The following is a 20532-nucleotide window of genomic DNA, read 5'->3' as shown; positions in this document are numbered from 1 at the left end:
TCTGACTCTCCGTGGGTTCGAGTGTGGAAACCCAAACCTATCGGAAAGGCCACGCTCACCGCCCATGGAATCTACGATTGCGGAACGTGTGGCGGCGCCGTCGCCTTACATCCGCAGCAACGCCTGCCGGTCGATCTTCCCCGTGCCCGTCTTCGGCAACTCGTCGATGAAGATCACCTCGCGCGGATATTTGTACGGCAGCAGCTTGCCCTTCACATAGTCCTGCAGCCTGCGCGTCGCCTCACCCTGGTCCACCGCGCGGTCGTTCATCACCACCACTGCCTTCAGCGTCATGCGACGGTCCGGCAGCTCGGCGGCGAACACCGCGCATTCGCGGATATCGGGGTGGTCGGCGAGACACAGCTCGACCTCGAGCGGGTAGACCCACTGGCCGGAGATCTTGATGAGATCGTCGGCGCGGCCGCGGAAGAAGTGGAAACCGTCGGCATCCCTCACGAAGCGGTCGCCGGTGTAGATCCACCCCTCCTCGCGGATGGTCTCGGCGGACTTGTCGGGCCGGTTCCAGTACAGCGGCGTGTTGGAATCGCCGCGGACCCACAAGATGCCTTCCTCGTTGTCGCCGACCTCACGTCCATCCTTGTCGCGCAGCGCGACCTCGTAGCCGGGCACGCGCAGGCCGGCGGCACCTAACTTCTTCTGCTCGGGCCGGTTGGAGAGATAGATGTGCAGCACCTCGGTCGAGCCGAGGCCTTCGACGATTTCGAGGCCGGTGAGCGTCTTCCAGCCGTTGAAGACCTCGGCCGAGAGCACCTCGGCGGCGGAGAGCGCCATGCGCAGCGACGAGAAGTTCGTCTTGTCCGCGCCGTCGGCCTTGGTCAGCGAGGTATAGAGCGTCGGCAGGCCGAAGAAGACCGTCGGCTTGTACTGCTCGATCGCCGCGAAGATCGCCGCAGGCTTCGGCTGGCCCGGCAGCAGCAGCGTTGCGGCGCCGGCCGAGAACGGGAAGGTGACGGAATTGCCGAAGCCGTAGGCGAAGAAGATCTTCGGCACCGAGAAGCAGATGTCGTCGGGCGTCAGCTTCAGCACGTTCCGCGCAAAGGCGGCATCGGTGTAGGCCATGTCGTGCTGCAGGTGCACGATGCCTTTGGGCCGTCCGGTCGAGCCGGAGGAATACATCCAGAACGCCATTTCATTGCGATGCGTCGGCGCTTCCGCCAGCTCAGTCGGGAACTGCGCGAGCCAGCTTGCCGCCGCGACCGCCCGCGGCGCCGCGTGATCGCCCGCCTCGCCATTGACGACGATCAGCATCCGCAGGTCCGTGTCCTTGCAGGCCTCCGCATTGAACCGCGCGCAGAATTCGGACTCGACGACCGCGACAGTCGCGCCGGAATCGGCGAGATAGAATTGCAAGAGGTCCGGCGGCGTCAACGTGTTGATCAGGAGCGGCACGAAGCCGGCGCGGACCGCGCCGAAGAACGCGGCCGGGTAGGCCGGCGTGTCGTCGAGGAACAGCAGCACGCGGTCGCCGCGCTCGAGGCCAAGCGAGGCGAAACCGTTGCCCCAGCGGCAGGCTTCGCCGCACAGCTCGGCATAGGTCCGCGTGCCTGCCGGGCCCATGAGCGCGATCTTGTCGCCGCGGCCTTTGCCGAGATTGTCGAACAGAACGCGGCTGGCGTTGTAAATGTCAGGAACGGCAAAGCCGATCTCGCGCGCGCCCGGGCTGTCGGCCGGCACCTGGTCGCGGATCCCGTTGCTCATGTTGCATCTCCGCCGTTCTTGGCCGTCTCATAACGGGCCATGAAGGCCGGCGACATCGCGCGCAGCCGGGAATCGTCGATGCGGCCGGAGCGGGTGATGTAGCTGTAGGCGAAGTCCATCAGGGGAAGCGTCATGTGCTCGGCGAAGTGTTCGTACCAGAACGCACTCGTGCGCGCGGCATCGACGAGCTTCTGCACGATGGGCTTGCGCGCGGCCTGATAGCGATGCAGCGCGGTCGCAAGATGCGCATCCGACTCCAGCGCCTTGACCAGCGCGATGGCGTCCTCGATCGCGAGCCGCGTGCCCGAGCCGATCGAGAAATGTGCGGAATGCAGCGCATCGCCGATCAGCACCATGTTCTTGAACGACCAGTGCTCGTTCCAGACCCAGGGGAAATTGCGCCACACCGATTTGTTGGAGACGAGGCAATGGCCACCGAGCGTGTCGGCGAATACCTCCTCGCAGACACCCTTGGACTGCTCGACGTCCTTGTAGGCGAAACCATAGGCCTGCCAGGTGGCGTGATCGCATTCGACCAGGAAGGTGCTCATGGTCGGCGAATAGCGGTAGTGATGGGCGTTGAAGGCGCCGCGGTCGGTCTTCACGAAGGTCTGCGACAATGTGTCGAAGCGTTTCGAGGTGCCGTACCAGACGAACTTGTTGGAGGAATAGGACAGCGAGGTGCCGAAGTCGCCTTCATAGGCCCGGCGCACCAGTGAGTTGAGCCCGTCGGCGGCAACGATCAAATCGTGGCCATTGAGCTGGTCGAGCGCCTGGATCTGCGTATCGAAGCGCGGCGTGACGCCGGCATCGAGCGCGCGCTGCTGCAGGAACTTGAGGAGCTCAAGGCGCCCGATCGAGGAGAAGCCGACGCCGTCGATGGCGACGCTGTCGCCGTGCAGGTTCACCGTGATGTTCTCCCAGCTCTCCATATGCGGCGCGATCGCATCGACGGTCTCGGGGTCGTCGGCGCGCAGGAACTCGAGGGCCTGGTCGGAGAACACGACGCCAAAGCCCCAGGTCGCGTCGGCCGGGTTCTGTTCGAACAGGTCGACTTGATCGTCGGGGTGACGCTTCTTCCAGAGATAGGCGAAGTAGAGCCCACCGGGCCCCCCGCCGATCACGGCGATCCGCAACGTCTGCCTCCCTAATTGACAGTATACTTACTATCTAGGGGTAGACTAATGTGCTCCAGCGCCCGGCGCCAGCGGAATTATCGGCATGGCCGGCACGCCATAGCTCGCCCTCGGGCACACGTTTTGCGAGCGCCCGAAACCGTCAGGTGCAAATCATAGCGAAACCGGGCCGGATTAGCCACCCGGGCGCGTCAGACGCAACGCTTCACATAGACCCCGTTCACCAGCACCCTGGTGCAACGAACCACGGGCACGGGCTTGCGGACCACGACGGCCGCGTTCGGACCGGCGCAGCCGGCGCGATACACGCCGCGGGCGCACACCACCGCATTGGCATCGGTGGTCTCGAACGCCATGGTCGCGGCGAAGGCGAAGAGGGCAGAAGCAACGAGCAGCAATGAACGCATGTTGTCCTCCCGGTCTTGTCGTGATCGAAATCGGCAATCTGCGAAAAGCTCATCATTGCGGCCGCGCGAAATTTCATTCACGCACGTCGTTCCTTGTGACGCGCCTTGGCGCGTCATCGTGCGCCGCTTTATCGCGCGGCGAAGGGCGCCAGAACGTCCCTGCAGGCCGGTGACAGCGACGCGGCATTGCTGGCGAGGCATTGTATGATGCGGCCGCCGCCCGCCTCGACGCCGGCGCAGATCGTACGGATGTCGGCGCCGCAGGCCGATTGGGCGACGAACAGCTGCTCGCGTGGCCGTAGCGGGCGCAAGGCCAGCGTGGTCGGTGCCGCGGCGGGCGCAGTCGCGGGAGCCGCACCCGCAGGCGCCGCCGTAGTTGCTGTGCCGGATGCCGCGCTCAGCGCGCTTTGGCAGGACGGTGAAACCCTTGCCTTGTTCTTCTCCAGGCATTCGAGCGCGGGGGTGCCGCCCGGCGGCACGCTGGCGCAGACTTTTGGATAGTCGGATCGGCAGGCGCTCTTGATGCCGGAGACCTGCGCGCTGCTCGGCTGCTTGGCCGGAGCAGCTTTTGACGCCGCCGCCGGCGCGGCCGGCTTGGCAGGTTCGGCGGGAGGCGGGACGGGCGCCGCCTGCGCCTTTGGAGCGGCGGGCGTCGGCTCGACCTTGGGCGCAGCTTCAGTCTTCGGCGCGGCGGGAGCGGCTTCGGTCTTCGGAGCCGCCGCGGGCTCGACGGCGCGAACCGCGGTCTGGCATCCTGATGACAGGCTCGAAACGTTTTTCTTCAGACATTGATACGCCTCGACGCCGCCCGGCGTCACGCTCGAGCAGTGCGCCATGAAGTCCGAGCGGCACGCGGACCGGATCGCGCTCTTCTGCGCGTCGGTCGGCGCCTGCGCAAAGATCGGTGTTGCAGTTGCGAACAGCGCTGCCGCCACCAACGCGCTGCGCGTGGCGCCATGCTTCAATGTCTTGAACATCTGTATGAGTTCCTGCCCTATAGGTGGAGCGCTCGAATGACCGTTCGGCGCTCCAAAAATGATGCGATTGCAATCGTCGCGAGCCATGCGGTGCATGGCATCATTGGCCGCTTTGTCCGCTATCGCAAGCGGATTGTGGCCAAGGACGACGCAGTGAGGGCGGCGCTAGAGTTTCACCATGCGCTTGCCGCGGTTCTCGCCCGCGAGCAATCCGATCAGCGCCTTCGGCGTATTCTCGAGGCCGTCGATGATGTCCTCCTGCACTTTCAGCTTGCCGGATTTGACCCAGGCCTGCAGGTCGGCGAGCGCGCGCTGGCTCTCCTTCATGTAATCCATCACGATGAAGCCCTGCATGGTCAGCCGCTTCACCACGATCAGTCCGGGCACGCCGCGCGGGCCGTGCGCGGCGGGCGCGCCGTCATATTGCGAGATCGCGCCGCAGCAGGCGATGCGGCCGTAATTGTTCATCTGCGGCAGGCAGGCTTCCAGAATGTCGCCGCCGACATTGTCGAAATAGACGTCGATGCCGTCAGGTGCGGCTGCACGTAGCGCCTTGAACACCGCGCCGTCCTTGTAGTCTACGGCGGCATCGAAGCCGAGCTCGGAGGTCAGCCAGTTGCACTTATCAGTGCCGCCGGCGATGCCGATGACCCGACATCCCTTGATCTTCGCGATCTGTCCGACGATCGAGCCGACCGAGCCCGCGGCCGCCGAGACCACGACCGTCTCGCCCTCCCTGGGCCTGCCGATCTCCAGCAAGCCGAAATAGGCGGTGAGGCCGGCGATGCCGAACACGCTGAGCAGATGCGTCATCGGCTCGAGCTTCGGCATTTTGGTGAGATGCTTCGCCGGCACCGCGGCAAATTCCTGCCAGCCGGTGTCACCGAACACGATGTCGCCGGGCGCAAGCCCCTCGGCCTTCGAGCTCACGACCTCGGCAATGGCGCCGCCGGCCATCACGCTGTTGGCCTCGATGGCCGAACGATAGGTCGCGCCGTGCATCCAGGCGCGGTTGGCGGCATCGAGCGAGATGTATCGTACCCGCAGCAGGGCCTCGCCGTCCTTTGGTTCCGGCACTGTGCTCTCCACCATCTTGAAATGCTCGGGGCCGAGCTTGCCGCTGGGCTTTTCCACCAGCAGAATCTGGCGATTGACATGTCCGCTCATGGCGTTTCCCTCTTTGATCGTGTTGACGATTATTGATGCAGCCGCCGCAAACAAAACGTGCAGGCCGCATGTGTTGTGCGTCGCATGAAGGCTAGATCGCTGCGTTCCATTTCACAACGGGAACATCCTGAAAACGCGACCACACGCAAAGCGTGTTGCGTCGTCGCCGTATCTGCGACATCATGAAGCGCCGGTGTATGTGGGGTAAGCGATGTCCAACAGGTTCACGCAATACATTCTGGCGGCGATGGTGCTCGGCATCGTCATGGGGTCGGCGATCTACAATTTCCTGCCCGACACGCGCGCCGACTGGGCGTCCTCCATCAACCTGATCGCCATGATGTTCCTGCGCCTGATCAAGATGATCATCGCGCCCTTGGTGTTCGCGACCCTGGTCGGCGGCATCGCCCATATGGGCTCGGGCTCCAAGCTCGGCCGCATCTTTGCCAAGACCATGGGCTGGTTCGTCAGCGCCTCCTTCGTCTCGCTGCTGCTCGGCCTGATCATGGTCAATCTGCTGCAGCCCGGCGCGAATTTCCCCGGCACGCTGCCCGCGGCGAGCCAATCGACCGGCCTGCCGGTCTCGGCCTTCTCGATCGAGAAATTCCTGACCCATCTGATCCCGACCTCGATCGCGGACGCGATGGCGCAGAACGAGATTCTCCAGATCGTGATCTTCGCCGTGTTCTTCTCGGTGGCGATGGGCGCAATGCCCGAGCGCTCCAAGTCGATCCTGGCCCTGATCGACGACGTCGGCCACATCATGCTGAAGGTGACGGGCTATGTGATGCTGTTCGCGCCGCTCGCAGTGTGGGCGGCGATCACCGCGACGGTCGCCAAGAACGGGCTTGCCGTGCTGTGGAAGCTCGTCGTCTTCATGGGCGGCTTCTATCTCTCGCTGATGATCCTGTGGGCCATCCTGGTCGTTGTCGGCTTCGCCGTGATCGGGCCGCGCTACGGCCATCTGCTCAAGCTGGTCCGCGAGCCGCTGATGATCGCGTTCTCGACCGCGAGCTCCGAGGCGGCCTATCCGAAGACGCTCGAGGCGCTCAACCGCTTCGGCGCCTCATCGCGAATCTCGAGCTTCGTGCTGCCGCTCGGTTATTCCTTCAATCTCGACGGCACGATGATGTACTGCACTTTCGCGGCCGTCTTCATCGCGCAGAGCTATCATATCGACATGCCGCTCGGCACCCAGCTCGCGATGCTGGCGACGCTGATGATCACCTCGAAGGGCGTCGCCGGCGTGCCGCGTGCTTCCCTCGTGGTGATCGCCTCGACGCTGGCGCAGTTCAACATCCCCGAGGCGGGCCTCTTGATGATCATGGGCATCGACACCTTCCTCGACATGGGCCGCAGCGCCACCAATGTGATCGGCAATACGCTTGCGACCTCGGTCGTGGCCAAATGGGAAGGTGAGCTCGGGCCCGAGCACGCGCTCGGACCCGGCGACGTCGTGCCCGAGGACATGGTCCCGGGCGAAGTGCCCGCGATGGCCGGCCATGGGTAGGAGCGAACCATGGGCCAGACACTGGCGAGGTCAGTGATCGGCGGGTTCCTGTGGCTCGCGGCAGCATCGCTGCTCGCGACCACGGCGTTCGCCCAGACTGTCGGCAGCGAAGGGCTCAGCCCGACGCTGTCGGCGATCAAGACAGCGCACACCGTGCGGCTCGGCTATCGCGAGAGCTCGCCGCCGTTCTCCTTCCTCGACCAGTCGGGCCGCCCGATCGGCTATAGCCTCGAGCTCTGCGAGGCCATCGTCGAGGAGATCGGTGTCGAGGTCGACGATCCCAACCTCAGGACCGACTACGTCAAGGTCACCTCGGACGACCGCATCGACGCCGTGCTCCAGAACAAGATCGACCTGGAATGCGGCTCGACCACGGCCAATGCCGAGCGCGGCAAGCGCGTCGCATTCTCGCCGCTGATGTTCGTCGCCGGCACCAAGCTGATGGTGCCGAAGGGAGCGCCAATTTCCGGTGTTGCGGACCTGAAGGGCCGGACCGTCGTGGTGACCAAGGGCACAACGAACGAGCAGGCGATGCACGCCGTCGACAAGAAGCTCTCGCTCGGCCTCAACATCGTGACTGCGCCGGATCACGAGCAGTCGTTCCGGATGGTGAACGACGGCAAGGCCGATGCATTCGCGACCGACGATATCCTGCTCTACGGCCTGATCGCGCGCCATAAGGCGCAGGAATATTTTCGCGTGGTTGGTGACTATCTGTCCTATGACCCCTACGGCATCATGTTCCGCAAGGGCGAGCCGCAGCTCGCCGCATTGGTCGAGCGCGCCTTCCGCAAGCTCGGCTCCAACCGCGACCTCGTCCCGCTCTACAACAAATGGTTCACCGCGCGGCTGCCCACAGGCGAGCGCCTGAACGTGCCGATCTCGCTGCAACTGGAGGAAGCGTTCAGGGCGATGGACGATTCCCCCAGCGCGAACAATTAGCGCGGTCTCTCTTACCCTCCCCTGGAGGGCCCTCCAGGGGAGGGTGGGCACCTGTGCCGTGGCTAATATTCTTTGCCGCTCTCCCCAAACACCCGGTCCAGCGCCGCGTCATACGTCGCCTGCACCAGCTCCGGATGCAGCTTCGCCAGCGCCTCCATCATCACGCCGGAGTTGATCTCGAGCACGCGCCAAGAGCCATCGACACGAACCACGTCGATCGAAGCAAAGACGATGCCGATGGCGCGTGCGGCGTCGATCGCGAGCTTGACGCAAGCTGTGCGAACCTCGCCGTCCTTCAGTAGCACCGGCTTCGCGCCGGCATCGAGATTGTGCCGCCAGTCCGAGCCACGCTGCTTGCTGTAGACGACGAGGGGCACGTCATCGAGCAGCACCACGCGGACCTCCTGCTCGATCGCGACATAAGGCGAGATCACGAGCCCTGTGCTCATGGAAAAGACCTCGCTGGCCGCGTGGTCGAGCTCCGCCTCCGTCGTCACCTTGAACACCGATCGCCCCGATGTCCCCTCGTTCGGCTTCACCACCACGCCTTGCGGATGGTCGTGAAGCAGCACGAGCATCGCCTCTCGCCAGGCGGTGCCAACAACATTCTGGCCCAGCCTCGGGTTGAGGAAGAGCCGATGGGGAACGCAGGGCACGCCGGCCAGCGCCAGCGCCTCGGCGGTGGCCGATTTGTCGTTGGCGAGGCGGTGGGCGATGGCGCTGTTGAGGCCGATGTCGTAGCCGAAGGCGAAGTGGCGCCTCGGTCCCCGGCGCATCGCGATCAGCCAGCCACCGGAGCGGACCTCGACCGCGATACCGTGGTCCGCGCAATAGCGCCTGATCGCCTGAACGAAGATTCGCTCGCCGCTTGCCATGGTTCTTCGTCGCTCCTGTCGCCAAAAGCCGCAAAAATGCGGGAATCGGCGCCAATCGGGATGAAAATCAGAGCTATTCTTAATGAAATTCTCGCGAGGGCGACGGAAATTAAGTGCTCCAACCAGGCATCGGGGAGGAAAGAAATTGCCCTCCGCGCCGGCCTGGCAGCAGATTCATTAATGATCTGACCAGTTCTGCCGCAAATGCCGGTTTGACCGGCATCAATTGCATCCGAAACGAGGTTGATTATTGGTCTCAATGGCGTAGATCACACACGCGAAATCCTCCGCCATGGCAAATGGTGACCGCCCCGATTTCAGGGCCGGGCAACGCTTTGGCCTAAAACCGCAGTTATTCGGAATATCGAAAATCATGAGCGCGTTTTACCGAGAGAAGGTTCTTTCCGTCCACCACTGGACCGACACGCTGTTCAGCTTCCGTGCCACCCGCGACACCGGCTTCCGGTTCCAGAACGGCCAGTTCGCCATGATCGGTCTCGAGGTTGACGGCCGCCCGCTGCTGCGCGCCTACAGCATGGCGAGCGCCAATCACGAGGAACAGCTCGAGTTCTTCTCGATCAAGGTGCAGGACGGTCCGCTGACCTCGCGCCTGCAGAAGATCAAGGAAGGCGACACCATCCTGGTCGGCCGCAAGGCGACCGGCACGCTGATCACCGACAACCTCATCCCCGGCAAGCGGCTGATGCTGCTTTCGACCGGCACCGGCCTTGCGCCGTTCGCGAGCCTGATCAAGGACCCCGAGGTCTACGACCAGTTCGAGTCGATCGTGCTGGTGCATGGCTGCCGCCAGGTCTCCGAGCTCGCCTACGGCGAGAAGCTGGTGGCGACCTTGCGCGAGGATGAGCTGTTCGGCGAGCTGCTCGCGGACAAGCTCATCTATTATCCGACCGTGACCCGCGAGCCGTTCAGGAATCGCGGCCGCATCACCGACCTCATCAACTCCGAGCAGATCTTCAACGACATCGGTCAAGGCCCGCTCGACATCGCAACCGACCGCATCATGATGTGCGGCAGCCCGGCGATGCTCGAAGAGCTGAAGGCGATGTTCGAGAGCCGCGACTTCGTCGAAGGAAGCGGTAACAAGCCCGGCCATTTCGTGATCGAAAAGGCCTTCGTCGAGCGGTGAGCGCCGTTCGCCATCGTGCCGAACGCCTAATTATCCACTCAGCTGTCGTCCCGGACAAGCGCGCCCAAAGCGCGCGCCGATCCGGGACCCATAACCACAGGGAAAGATGTTGTGCAAAGCTGGTGGTTACCAGCCGTCGCCAAACTCCTCCCTGTGGGTATGGGTCCCGGGTCTGCGCTTACGCTTGCCCGGGACGACAGCTCAGTTTATGGCGACTGTAGGCTCCTCCACCCACATCCTCTCTGTTGCGCTGCAGCAGCCTATCCTCTCGGCGGATTGATCTGCGCCAGCCGAATTCGCTAGCCTGAAACAAGGGCCGCGTCATATCCGTATGACAGGCGGGGGCGTATCGTACCGCCTCATGCTGGCGAGAGGATCGGATCGTGGCCGACGACAACAATACGCAGGAATCGCCTCAACACTCATCCCCCAAACGCCTGCCGCTGGCGGAAGAGGGGATCATGGAAACCCTGCTGCTGCCCTTCTCGCCGCGCTTCATCGTGCTGACGATCTGCGCGGTGGTCACCGCGCTCCTGATCGGCATCGGCATCGCCGACCGCAAGATCTTCGACATCCTGCTGGTCCCGATCCTGATCTTCGCCGCGCTGACGCTGCTCGGCGTCCGCGATCTCCTGCAGAAGAGCCATGCGGTGCTGCGCAACTACCCGATCTCCGCGCATATCCGCTTCCTGCTCGAAGAGATCCGGCCCGAGATGCGGCAGTACTTCTTCGAGAGCGAGAAGGACGGCATGCCGTTCTCGCGCGACACCCGGGCGGTGGTCTATCAGCGCGCCAAGATGGAGCTCGACAAGCGGCCGTTCGGCACCCAGGAGGACGTCTATCGCGAGGGTTACGAGTGGATGCATCACTCGGTCTCGCCGAAGGCGCATGCCAGGGAAAAATTCCGTGTCGTGATCGGTGGGCCGGATTGCGCAAAACCCTATTCGGCCTCGGTGTTCAACATCTCGGCGATGAGCTTCGGCGCGCTCAGCCCGAACGCAGTGCGGGCGCTGAATGCCGGCGCCAGGAAGGGCGGCTTCGCGCACGACACCGGCGAGGGCGGCGTCAGCCCTTATCACCGCGAGATGGGCGGCGACATCATCTGGGAGGTCGGCTCCGGCTATTTCGGCTGCCGTCATCTCGACGGCTCCTTCGACCCTGAGGCGTTCGCGCGCGTCGCCGGCGAGGACCAGATCAAGATGGTCGAGCTCAAGGTCAGCCAGGGCGCCAAGCCGGGCCATGGCGGCGTGCTGCCGGCGGCCAAGGTCTCGGAGGAGATTTCGAAGATCCGCGGCGTGGCGATGGGCGAGGACTGCATCTCGCCGGCCTCGCACCGCGCCTTCTCCACGCCGGTTGGCATGATGCAGTTCATCGCGGAGATGCGCCGCCTCTCCGGCGGCAAGCCGGCCGGCTTCAAGCTGTGCATCGGCCATCCCTGGGAATTCCTGGCGATCTGCAAGGCGATGCTGGAGACCGGAATCTATCCCGATTTCATCGTCGTCGACGGCAATGAGGGCGGCACCGGTGCCGCGCCGCTGGAGTTCATGGATCATCTCGGCATGCCGATGCGCGAGGGCGTCAATTTCGTCCACAACGCGCTGGTCGGCATCAATGCGCGCGACCGCATCAAGATCGGCGCCTCCGGCAAGATCGCCACCGCCTTCGACATGGCGCGCGCGATGGCGATCGGTGCCGACTGGTGCAATTCGGCGCGCGGCTTCATGTTCTCGCTCGGCTGCATCCAGTCGCTGAGCTGCCACACCGACCGCTGCCCAACGGGCGTCGCAACGCAGGACCCGACGCGGGCGCGCGCGCTCTACGTGCCGCTCAAGATCGACCGCGTGCACAATTATCATCATGCGACGCTGCACTCGCTGACCGAGCTGATCGCCGCGGCCGGCCTCGAACATCCGCAGCAGCTGCGCCCGATCCATTTCAGCCAACGGACGTCGACGACCCAGGTGAAGTCCTTCGCGCAGCTCTATCCGGCGCTGCGTCCGGGCGAGCTGCTCGAAGGCACGGAAGATCCGCGCTTCCGCGATGCCTGGAAGATGGCGCGCTCCGAGACGTTCCAGCCGTCGCCGTGAGATGCCGGCCGCGGCAGGCAGCGCAATCTCTCGGATACCGGCGCCGCACTCGACGTCACCAGCCCCGTCGGCATCCCCGAGCATTTCACCCTGCTCGTCCAGGCCGACGGCACGCATCTGTCCTGCACCGTGGTCTGGCGCAAGGAAAAGCGGATCGGGGTGAGGTTCGGGTAGGTGGCTTGGCTTGAGCTCTCAGCACATTCAGCTGTCGTCCCGGACAAGCGCAGCTCTCGACAACGCGTAGCGTTGTCTAGAGCGGAGCGCCGATCCGGGACCCATACCGCGTGATCTATCGTTGCGGTTGGTCGCAGTACCGAACGCCCTGTCTTCGCCAGACCGCTTACTGGGAGTATGGGTCCCGGATCAGCGCGCGCTTGGGGCGCGCTTGTCCGGGACGACGAGCGGAGGTTGGTATGCCGTTCTGCGTTCTCACACGCAGGTGCCCATCCTCACGCCGCAGCCTGCTCGTCCCGCCGGCTCGCCAAAATCTTGTCGATCCTCCGCCCGTCGAGATCGATCACCTCGATGTGCCAGCCGCCGAAATCGAAGGCGTCGCCGGCGTTGGGGAGCGCGTTGAACTGTTGCAGCACCAGCCCTGCGACCGTGTTGTAGCGATGCGGCGGCAGCTCGATGCCGAGCAGTTCGCCGAACTCGTCGACCGGCATCCAGCCGGAGATCAGGAGCGAGTCGTCGTCGCGCCTGATGAAGGCCGGCTCGGGCGGTCCCGCCTCGGAATGGAAGGCGCCGACGATCGATTCGAGGATGTCGGAGGCCGTCACCATGCCTTCGAAGGCGCCGTATTCGTCATAGACGAAGCCGACGTGAACCGGAGCAGCTTTCAGGATCGTCAGCACGTCGCGCGCATCTGCCGACACCGGGATGCCGGGCGCCTCGCGCACGAGCGCGCGCAGGTCCGGGTTGCGTTCGTTCATATAAGCAACCAGCAAATCCTTGGCCTGAAGCACGCCGATCGGCTTGTCGCGGTCGCCGTCGGAGACGGGAAATCGCGAATGCGGGCTCTTGGCGATGATCTCCTGGATGGCGGCCGGCTCGTCGTTCAGGTCGATCTCGTCGACATCCGTGCGCGGCGTCATGACGGCGCCGACCGGCCGGTCGCCGAGCCGCATCACGCCGGCGATCATCTCCTTCTCGCCGGGCTCGAGCACGCCGGCGCTCTCGGCCTCGCTGACGAGGTGATGGATCTCGTCCTCCGAGACCTTCTCCTCGGCCTTGCCGCCGCGGCCGAGCAGCGTGAGGATCAGCTTGCCGGAGACGTCGAGCAGAAAGACGAGCGGCAGCGATATCTTCGCAAGCGCGTGCATCGCCGGCGCGACCCGGACTGCGATGCTTTCGGGATCGCGCAGCGCGACCTGCTTCGGCACCAGCTCGCCGACGATCAAGGTGGCGTAGGTGATCAGCGTGACGACGATGCCGACCCCGACGATCTCGGCAAGCCCTGAGGAGAGGCCGAGCTCGAGCAGCCATTGCGTCAGCCGCTGCCCGAGTGTCGCGCCCGAGAACGCGCCGGAGAGCACGCCGACCAGCGTGATGCCGATCTGCACCGTCGACAGGAACTTGCCGGGATCGGCCGCCAGCGTCAGCGCCCGCTCGGCGCCGCGCACGCCCTTGGCCGCGAGCAGCGACAGCCGCGCCGGGCGCGACGAGACCACGGCCAGCTCGGACATCGAGAGCAGGCCGTTGATGACGATCAGGACGACGACGATAACGAGCTCCAGCGAAAGCATTGACGTTCCAGAGGTAAGCAAGTGTGGCGCGGGCGGCGGCGCACGCCATTGATATAGGTATTCGGTGAGGAAGTGCTGGCAACTCTGCGCATTCGTACCCAAGGGAACCCGCGCGGGACAGCGTTTTCAAGGCTCTCCGCGACGACCTGACACTCCGCGGAACTACGGATCGTTGCTTAACGAGCCCTTAGTGGCCGTCGGCTAGGTTTTCGACATTGCAGAAATGTATTCGGGGGACCTGAGGAATGCGGATCGGAAAGCTTTTCGCGCTGTCGATGCTGACGGTGACGGTATTTGCAGTCATCCTTGGCGCCGAGGTGCTGATACCCCAGACGCGCATCTTCACGAACCGCTCCGACGCGATCAAGACCGTCGATGCCTTTGGCGCAACGCTGCTGGCCAGCCAGCATGTCGCGAGCCTTCGCGCGCCCTATATCGGACCGATCTTCCAGGAAGGCGCCTCAACGCAGGCACAGCTCGAAGCTGCCACGAAGGCTGCGAAAACTGCCGAGGCGGGCTTCGAGGCCGCAAGGCGCGCCGTCATGGTGCTGGATGGCGGCGGCGCGATTGCCGAGAATCTCGACCGTGCCGCGCGGCGGCTGAAGGAGATCACCATCGCGGCCGATCGCGCGATGAGCGTTCCCCTGGCGGCGCGCGACAGCGCCGCGACAAAGGGCTTCCTGCCCGGCGTTGCCGAGGTCATCGGCCACATCGAACCGGTCATGAACCGGCTCGAGGCCAAGGTCATCAATGCCGATTCCTCGCTTGCGGCGCTGTTGAGCCTGGCGCGAACGGCGCAGGATCTGCGTGTTTCGGCCGGCAGCCGCGCGGCCACGCTGTCCCCGGCGCTCTCCGCACGCCGCCCGCTCGGCGCGGCTGAACTGTCGCTGATGGACCGCATGCAGGGACGCGTGGAGGCCGATCGCGAGCGCATCGAGGCCGGTCTCGAGCAGCTCGGAAATCCCTCCCGCATCGCCGCCGCGCTCAAGGCGGCAACGGAATCCTATTTCGGACAGGCCGCGGTTGCCGTGGACAGGGAGCTTCCTGCAGCCCGGAGTGACGGCAAGTACGGTGGCACCGCCGAGGAGCTGGCGAAGGTGATCGTGCCGGCCATCCAGATGTTCTACGGCGTGCGCGACGCTGCGCTGGCCGAGGCAGCCGAGCGCGCTTCGGCCGCACGCGATGGCGCGCTGGCAATGCTGGCGCTTGCGGGTGTTGCGGTGCTGGCGCTGCTCGGAACGCTCGGTGGCGTGACCATGATGCTGCGCAGCCGCGTCGTGACGCCGCTTGCGAAGCTCGCAGACGTGATCGCAACGCTCGCCGCCGGACAGCATGAGGTCGAGATCCCCGCGACGGGCCGCAACGACGAGATCGGCCAGGTCATGGGCTCGCTCCAGCACTTCAAGGATTCGCTGCTCGCCAAGAAGGCCGCCGACGAGGCCGCCGCGGTCGAGGCCGCCGCGAAGCTCCGGCGCAGCCAGCGCATGGACCAGATCGCGCGCGAGTTCGAAGCCATGATCGGCGATGTCGTCAACACCGTCTCGTCGGCCTCCTCCGAGCTGGAGGCGTCTGCGGGAACGCTGACGAGCACGGCCGACCAATCGGAAAAGGTCACCGCGACCGTCGCGGCCGCCTCCGAACAAGCTTCCACCAACGTGCAGACCGTCGCCGCGGCCGCCGAGGAGATGGCTTCGTCGGTCGACGAGATCAGCCGTCAGGTCCAGGATTCCGCGCGCATCGCCGGCGAGGCGGTGCAGCAGGCGGGCCGGACCAACGACCATGTCGGCGAGCTCGCCAGGGCCGCGGGCCGGATCGGGGACGTCGTCGAGCTCATCAGCCAGATCGCAGGCCAGACCAATCTTCTGGCCCTCAATGCCACCATCGAGGCGGCGCGCGCCGGCGAGGCCGGACGCGGCTTCGCCGTCGTCGCGTCCGAGGTCAAGGCACTGGCCGAGCAGACCGCCAAGGCCACCGGCGAGATCAGCCAGCAGATCTCGGGCATCCAGGCCGCGACCGAAGACTCCGTCGGCGCCATCAAGTCGATCGGCGACACCATCTCCCGTATGTCCGAGATCGCGTCCGCAATCGCCGCGGCGGTCGAGGAGCAGGGCGCGGCGACGCGCGAGATCTCACGCAACGTGCAGCAGGCCGCGCGCGGCACCCAGCAGGTCTCCGCCAGCATCGTCGACGTCCAGCGCGGCGCCAGCCAGACCGGATCGGCCTCCTCCAACGTGCTCGCGTCGGCCAAATCGCTGTCCGGCGAGAGCAGCCGTCTCAAGACCGAGGTCGGAAAATTCCTCGACGCGATCCGCGCGGCGTAACAAGGTCATTGTGCAAGGAGGCCGCTTCACCTAGACTTGCATCCCGGGGGTGTCGCAGCCTCCCCGTGAAGTGGTGATCCCACGCAAGCGCTGCTCGCTGATTTATGGAGCGAGCAATGGACGGGATCGCAATCGAACTTCCGCTTTTTCTGCTGGCCACTTTCGCCGGCGCGTTCGTCGCCGGCCTCTCCGGCTTCGCCTTCGGCCTCGTCGCGGCGTCGCTGTGGCTCTACGTGCTGACGCCGCTGCAGAGCGCCAGCCTGATCGTCGGCTTCGGCCTTCTCGTGCAGGGCTATTCGGTCTGGAAGCTGCGCGCTGCGCTCGACTGGCGTCGGCTGTGGCCTTTCATCGTCGGTGCCATCATCGGCGTGCCGGCCGGGGTGTCGCTGCTGACCTGGGCCGATCCGAAGAGTGTCCGCATCGCGGTCGGTGCTATCCTGATCGCCTATAGCCTGTATGCATTCTTCCGGCCGCAGCTCAAGGTCGCGGCCGTCGTGCCGCCGGCCGCCGATGTGACGGTTGGTTTCGTCAACGGGCTGCTCGGCGGGCTGACCGGCCTTGCCGGCATCGTCGTCACCATCTGGTGCAATCTGCGCGGCCTGCCCAAGGACGCGCAGCGTGCCACGTTTCAGCCGGTCGCGGTCGTGGTGTTCGCCATGGCGGCGCTGTGGCTCGGTGCCAAGGGATCGCTCACGCTCGACACGGCGAAGCTGTTCGCGCTCGGCCTGCCGTTCCTGTTCGCTGGAACGTGGCTGGGACTGAAACTGTTCGGCCGGATCGACGAGGCCGCGTTCCGCAAGATCGTGCTCGTGCTGCTGTTCGTCTCGGGTGTCGCGCTCCTGTTCTGAGTCGCGGGCTCAGAACTCCCCGTGCAGCCGGCCCGAAAACACCGACACCGGTCCGCGGTCGGCGTTGTAGGCGGGATTGACGATGAGCTGGTAGTCGGCGGTGAGGGTGATGTTCTTGTTCACCGCGTAGGCGTAATAGGTTTCGAGGATGCGCTCCTTGCGGTAGTTGAGCGCGCCGTCGCCGACGAGCACGCCGAGGCCGCCGGCGGCGAGGAAGTCGCGATAGTCCTGCGAAATCGCGTTGATGGCGCCGCCGATGCCGATCACGTCATCGGGCCGGCCCCATGTCGTGCCCTTGATCGACAAGCCCGCGGACAGGCTGCGATGAATGTCGGTGAAGGCCAGCGTTTCTGTCTTGCCGTCGTTCCAGCTCCAGCGGCCGAACAGCCCGACGTCATCAGTGATGGCCTGCTCGAGATTGAGCACGTAGCCGTACTTCACGCGGCCGCGGCGGGTCTGCGCGATGTCGAGATTGAGCGCGGGATTGTCCAGCGTCTCGCGGAAGCTGCCCATGTTGGCGCTGTCGACCCAGCCGATGGTCCTGAGCTTACCGGGCCGGCCGAGCAGCGAGAAGCGCGTCTCGAGCTCGAGCAAATATTGACCGCGTTCGCCGACCCTGGTGTCGAAATGATTGGCGTTGGACTCGGAGACCATCAGGAAATAGCCGCCGCGTAGCGCCCATTGCTTCTGGTTGAGCTCGGCGGTGATGCCGTAGGTGAGGCCGACCTTGTCGGCGGAATAGTCGAAGGCGCCCGGCGCCCAGATCGACCAGTTCATGAAATCCCGGCGCGTGTCCTTGGCGTAGGCATTGCCATCGAACACGTCGACCACCGGGAACTTGCCGGCCTGCAGGGTGAGGCGCGAGACGTCGACCTTCTGGCCGAGCTGCAACTGGCTGCTCGCAAGCTCTTCCTGCTCGCCGCCGAAGCCGAAGGTCTGGCGCACGAACAGGCGCGAGGTGTTGTAGTGCGGGTAGGGGAAGTTCGACTTCTGCGCTTCGCCGTTCGGGAAGCCGGCAGCACCGACCGTGTCGTTCAATCCAAACCCCTGGAGCAGCTCGGGGTTGTAGTAGACCTCGCCGCCGTCCCACAGCCGCGCGTTCAGGAACAGGCTGTTGCTCCACGTCGCCTTGGCCTGCCGCGCCGGCGACAGCGAGTTCGGTCCAGTGTAGAGGGCGGGGAACGACGGATAGCCTTGCGGCAGATAGGTGCTCTGGCCGTGAATCTCCCAGCGATCGGATTCCGTGTCGATCAGCGAGCTGTTCGGCAAGTTCTTGGGGCCATAGCTCGGCACGCCCGGCCAATCGACCTTGCGGTTGAGGCCGAGCCTGATCGTCTGGAAGTCGAGCGACGAGGACGCGTATTGGGCGCCCGTGGAGAACGCGACATTGGCGCCGTCGAAGCGGCTATAGAGATATTCGAGCCGCGCGCTCCAATGCGGCGCGAAACCGTATTCCACGCCGGCGCCTGCGACCCAGCCGGGCCGCGTGTTCAGGATCTTCGGGATTTCGGCGCCGGAGGCCGGCGTGTCGAAATAGCGTTCGCCCATCCAGGCAAAGCCGCCGGTGGCATAGACGAGCCATGGACCGCTGGTGTAGCCGACGCGGCCGCGCAGGCTCGCGGTGTAGTCCCATTGCTGCGTGACGGTGTCGGCGGGCGTTGCCAGGAACGAGACGATCGAATTCGAGGTGATGTAGTTGGGAAACGAGAAATCGCCTTCGAGGCCGACCAGCCAGCCGGAGTTGAGCCGATAATTGTAGCCGGCCTGCACGCCGCCGATCATGCCGCTGAAGACGCCGCTGTCGCTGAGTGCGGTGCCGTCGTTCAGCGCGAAGTGCGACGAGCCGCGGCTATAGCCGGCATGCGCGCCGATATAGAGGCCGGTCCAGTCATAGACCGCTCTTAGGGCCGGTGCTTTCAGCGGCAGATCGGCCGCGCGGCTGACAGCGGGAAAAATCATCACGCCCGTGGCAATCGCCGCGGCCGTTCGCAAGCACCGGTGTCTGTGACCTCTCAACGCCAAAACGTACGCCCCCAAAACGCGAATCTGTCCCACCCGCCGCGATATCCCTGCCGGGTCGCGGCGATTCTGTCATCAGGCCTCGTTACGCACGCGAGCGGGCGGAGATGATCTCGATTCGACCCGGCTTCGTCCCAAGTTGCCCCACGTTCCTGAATCTACGACAAATTTATTGCGATTAATTTGCAATAGCAACTGGACCCCGTGCCGCGGAGCATGGTTCGCACCGCTGTGTGACGGGGCTGTAACAAGTTCGCGGCCCCAAAACGAATGACCCGCCCGGGGGGACAGCCGGGCGGGTCGGGGGCACGACACGGGGTGGATGAGGCGCCCGTGTCGGACGCAGGATCCACGTGGGAGATCGGCCTCAGATACCTAGATCAGTAGCAGGTACGAACGCGGCCGACGTACTGGCCGAAGGCGTTGTACTGGGCGACCCAGCCGCAGCGGTGATAGCCGTGGTAATAGGGGTCGTTGCTGGCGGCGATCGCGGAGCCGACGACGGCGGCGGTGGCGATGCCGGCACCCACACCCCAGACCCAGCCGGGCTGCTTGGCTTCGGCCGCGGAGGTGGTGGACACGATGCTGCCGGTCACGGCGAGGGCAGCGAGAGCTGCAGCGGCAATCTTGGTCTTGATCGACATGTGAAACTCCATCCGGGGTTGAGGCGGTCCGTTGTGGTCCGCGTGCCCAGTTGGACGGAGGCTCCTCGCATCCGGTTCGAACACCGCAAATGGGGTCGCGGAGACTCGACCTTTCCTGAATGAATCCAGGAGGATGGAAGCTAACCGAGGGGGCCCTTGGCGAGCCTGTTCACGTCGAAGTTATCGACCTCGGCCAGCAGCTCGCAGAAGGCGCGCGCGCCCTGATCGAGCAGTTGCTCGCCCTTCTCGGCCACGGCCAGCGTCGCATTGCCGACCGCGCCGCTGGCATTGAGATCCTGCGCCTGCCAGGCGAACGGCGCGGGGCGCTGCGTCGACAGCCAGCGGTACTGCTTCTCCATCGCGATGCTGCTCGCGGGAAAATCCGCGATCGCATTCATGCGCACCTGATCAGGATAGCGCGCCAGCATGATCGAGGTCTCGACCGCGCCGCCGTGAATGCCGTGGCGCACTTCATCGGCCGGGAACAATTTGTCCGCGCCTGAGAGCCGCGACCACGACGTCGTCACCACGAACAGTTTTTGATGCGCGCGAAGGTCCTGCGCCACCAGCATCATCGCCGCGCTGTTGCCGCCATGGCTGGTGACGATGACGAGCTTCCTCACGCCGCGGCGCGCAACCTCCTCGCCGATCCCTGTCCATTTTTTCAGCGCAATTTCGGTCGGCAGCGTCTGCGTGCCCGGATAGTCGATATGTTCGGTGGAAATCCCGATCGGCTCAACGGGGAGGAAGCTGGCTGGAACGCGCTCGGGCAACAGCTCGCGCACACGAGCCAGATAAGCGTCCGCGATCAGCACGTCGGTGGTGAGCGGCAGATGCGGGCCATGCTGCTCGGTTGCCGCCAGCGGCAGCACCGCGATCCAGCGCGACGTCTCCGCGGGGTGCGCATCGGCCCAGCGGATTTCGGTCCAGTCGCGGGACGGCGTCATCAAGGTTTCCTTGCCCGAATTTGTCACGTAATTTGGGGTAT

General features: G+C 64.9%; 16 protein-coding genes and 1 pseudogene. 7 read left to right on the top strand and 10 right to left on the bottom strand.

The window, feature by feature from the left end; translation table 11 throughout:
* Window positions 1–105 precede the first annotated feature (105 nt).
* From JQ566_RS32675 to JQ566_RS32655, 5 genes are all read right to left on the bottom strand, one after another.
* Window positions 106–1719: a benzoate-CoA ligase family protein gene (locus tag JQ566_RS32675; protein WP_212380074.1), complete on the bottom strand. Its 1614-nt coding sequence runs from the start codon at window positions 1717–1719 to the stop codon at window positions 106–108.
* Window positions 1716–2855, bottom strand: coding sequence for an FAD-dependent monooxygenase (locus JQ566_RS32670; protein ID WP_212380072.1), 1140 nt, complete (start codon window positions 2853–2855; stop codon window positions 1716–1718). The genes JQ566_RS32675 and JQ566_RS32670 overlap by 4 nt, the downstream gene beginning before the upstream one ends.
* A 191-nt stretch (window positions 2856–3046) precedes the next feature.
* Window positions 3047–3262 (bottom strand): hypothetical protein, encoded by a 216-nt coding sequence (locus tag JQ566_RS32665; protein WP_212380069.1) that lies wholly within the window; start codon window positions 3260–3262, stop codon window positions 3047–3049.
* Between the two features lie 128 nt (window positions 3263–3390).
* Entirely contained in the window at window positions 3391–4239 is an 849-nt protein-coding gene (locus JQ566_RS32660; protein WP_212380067.1) for a cysteine rich repeat-containing protein, read from the bottom strand.
* Window positions 4240–4404: 165 nt separating this feature from the next.
* Window positions 4405–5406, bottom strand: a complete 1002-nt coding sequence (locus JQ566_RS32655) for an NADP-dependent oxidoreductase (protein WP_212380065.1) — start codon at window positions 5404–5406, stop codon at window positions 4405–4407.
* A 211-nt stretch (window positions 5407–5617) separates the two neighbouring features.
* Between JQ566_RS32655 and JQ566_RS32650 the strand changes: the two genes are divergently transcribed.
* Together JQ566_RS32650 and JQ566_RS32645 are read left to right on the top strand one after the other, a co-directional pair.
* Window positions 5618–6916, top strand: a complete 1299-nt coding sequence (locus JQ566_RS32650; RefSeq protein WP_212380063.1) for a dicarboxylate/amino acid:cation symporter — start codon at window positions 5618–5620, stop codon at window positions 6914–6916.
* A 9-nt stretch (window positions 6917–6925) separates the two neighbouring features.
* Window positions 6926–7858, top strand: a complete 933-nt coding sequence (locus JQ566_RS32645) for an amino acid ABC transporter substrate-binding protein (protein ID WP_212380061.1) — start codon at window positions 6926–6928, stop codon at window positions 7856–7858.
* A 62-nt stretch (window positions 7859–7920) separates the two neighbouring features.
* Here the strand turns inward: JQ566_RS32645 and JQ566_RS32640 are convergent, their stop codons facing one another.
* Entirely contained in the window at window positions 7921–8733 is an 813-nt protein-coding gene (locus JQ566_RS32640) for an ATP-grasp domain-containing protein (protein ID WP_212380059.1), read from the bottom strand.
* Window positions 8734–9106: 373 nt separating this feature from the next.
* Here JQ566_RS32640 and JQ566_RS32635 point away from each other — a divergent pair, with 373 nt between their 5' ends.
* From JQ566_RS32635 to JQ566_RS32625, 3 genes and pseudogenes are all read left to right on the top strand, one after another.
* A complete protein-coding gene (locus tag JQ566_RS32635; RefSeq protein ID WP_212380057.1) occupies window positions 9107–9880 on the top strand; it encodes a ferredoxin--NADP reductase in 774 nt (257 codons plus the stop codon).
* 383 nt (window positions 9881–10263) lie between these two features.
* Window positions 10264–11967, top strand: a complete 1704-nt coding sequence (locus tag JQ566_RS32630) for an FMN-binding glutamate synthase family protein (protein ID WP_212380055.1) — start codon at window positions 10264–10266, stop codon at window positions 11965–11967.
* Window positions 11968–11988: 21 nt separating this feature from the next.
* Window positions 11989–12141, top strand: a pseudogene (locus JQ566_RS32625) (PilZ domain-containing protein); the annotation flags it as partial.
* 275 nt (window positions 12142–12416) lie between these two features.
* Here the strand turns inward: JQ566_RS32625 and JQ566_RS32620 are convergent.
* On the bottom strand, window positions 12417–13712 hold the full coding sequence (locus tag JQ566_RS32620; protein WP_212380053.1) for a hemolysin family protein: 1296 nt from the start codon (window positions 13710–13712) through the stop codon (window positions 12417–12419).
* 245 nt (window positions 13713–13957) lie between these two features.
* On the opposite strand from JQ566_RS32620, the gene JQ566_RS32615 reads away from it, so the two are divergent.
* Window positions 13958–16033 (top strand): methyl-accepting chemotaxis protein, encoded by a 2076-nt coding sequence (locus JQ566_RS32615; protein WP_212380051.1) that lies wholly within the window; start codon window positions 13958–13960, stop codon window positions 16031–16033.
* 116 nt (window positions 16034–16149) lie between these two features.
* Entirely contained in the window at window positions 16150–16881 is a 732-nt protein-coding gene (locus JQ566_RS32610; protein ID WP_212380048.1) for a sulfite exporter TauE/SafE family protein, read from the top strand.
* A 9-nt stretch (window positions 16882–16890) separates the two neighbouring features.
* On the opposite strand, the gene JQ566_RS32605 is transcribed toward JQ566_RS32610, so the two are convergent.
* From JQ566_RS32605 to JQ566_RS32595, 3 genes are all read right to left on the bottom strand, one after another.
* Window positions 16891–18840 (bottom strand): carbohydrate porin, encoded by a 1950-nt coding sequence (locus JQ566_RS32605; RefSeq protein WP_249139945.1) that lies wholly within the window; start codon window positions 18838–18840, stop codon window positions 16891–16893.
* 440 nt (window positions 18841–19280) lie between these two features.
* Complete coding sequence (locus tag JQ566_RS32600; RefSeq protein WP_212380044.1) at window positions 19281–19544, bottom strand: hypothetical protein; 264 nt, start codon at window positions 19542–19544, stop codon at window positions 19281–19283.
* Window positions 19545–19684: 140 nt separating this feature from the next.
* Window positions 19685–20491, bottom strand: coding sequence for a creatininase family protein (locus JQ566_RS32595; protein ID WP_212380042.1), 807 nt, complete (start codon window positions 20489–20491; stop codon window positions 19685–19687).
* Between the last annotated feature and the right edge of the window lie 41 nt (window positions 20492–20532).

Source organism: Bradyrhizobium sp. SZCCT0231 (genome assembly GCF_018130245.1).
GTDB classification, from domain to species: domain Bacteria; phylum Pseudomonadota; class Alphaproteobacteria; order Rhizobiales; family Xanthobacteraceae; genus Bradyrhizobium; species Bradyrhizobium japonicum_F.
Note: the sequence above shows the minus strand (reverse complement) of the source record. Positions and strands in the feature narration are given on the sequence as shown.

Bases quoted from the DNA above. Each gene is read 5' to 3' on its own strand.
- JQ566_RS32675 (WP_212380074.1), bottom strand. From the start codon at position 1,719: ATGAGCAACGGGATCCGCGACCAGGTGCCGGCCGACAGCCCGGGCGCG.
- JQ566_RS32665 (WP_212380069.1), bottom strand. From the start codon at position 3,262: ATGCGTTCATTGCTGCTCGTTGCTTCTGCCCTCTTCGCCTTCGCCGCG.
- JQ566_RS32660 (WP_212380067.1), bottom strand. From the start codon at position 4,239: ATGTTCAAGACATTGAAGCATGGCGCCACGCGCAGCGCGTTGGTGGCG.
- JQ566_RS32655 (WP_212380065.1), bottom strand. From the start codon at position 5,406: ATGAGCGGACATGTCAATCGCCAGATTCTGCTGGTGGAAAAGCCCAGC.
- JQ566_RS32650 (WP_212380063.1), top strand. From the start codon at position 5,618: ATGTCCAACAGGTTCACGCAATACATTCTGGCGGCGATGGTGCTCGGC.
- JQ566_RS32645 (WP_212380061.1), top strand. From the start codon at position 6,926: ATGGGCCAGACACTGGCGAGGTCAGTGATCGGCGGGTTCCTGTGGCTC.
- JQ566_RS32640 (WP_212380059.1), bottom strand. From the start codon at position 8,733: ATGGCAAGCGGCGAGCGAATCTTCGTTCAGGCGATCAGGCGCTATTGC.
- JQ566_RS32635 (WP_212380057.1), top strand. From the start codon at position 9,107: ATGAGCGCGTTTTACCGAGAGAAGGTTCTTTCCGTCCACCACTGGACC.
- JQ566_RS32620 (WP_212380053.1), bottom strand. From the start codon at position 13,712: ATGCTTTCGCTGGAGCTCGTTATCGTCGTCGTCCTGATCGTCATCAAC.
- JQ566_RS32615 (WP_212380051.1), top strand. From the start codon at position 13,958: ATGCGGATCGGAAAGCTTTTCGCGCTGTCGATGCTGACGGTGACGGTA.
- JQ566_RS32610 (WP_212380048.1), top strand. From the start codon at position 16,150: ATGGACGGGATCGCAATCGAACTTCCGCTTTTTCTGCTGGCCACTTTC.
- JQ566_RS32605 (WP_249139945.1), bottom strand. From the start codon at position 18,840: ATGATTTTTCCCGCTGTCAGCCGCGCGGCCGATCTGCCGCTGAAAGCA.
- JQ566_RS32600 (WP_212380044.1), bottom strand. From the start codon at position 19,544: ATGTCGATCAAGACCAAGATTGCCGCTGCAGCTCTCGCTGCCCTCGCC.
- JQ566_RS32595 (WP_212380042.1), bottom strand. From the start codon at position 20,491: ATGACGCCGTCCCGCGACTGGACCGAAATCCGCTGGGCCGATGCGCAC.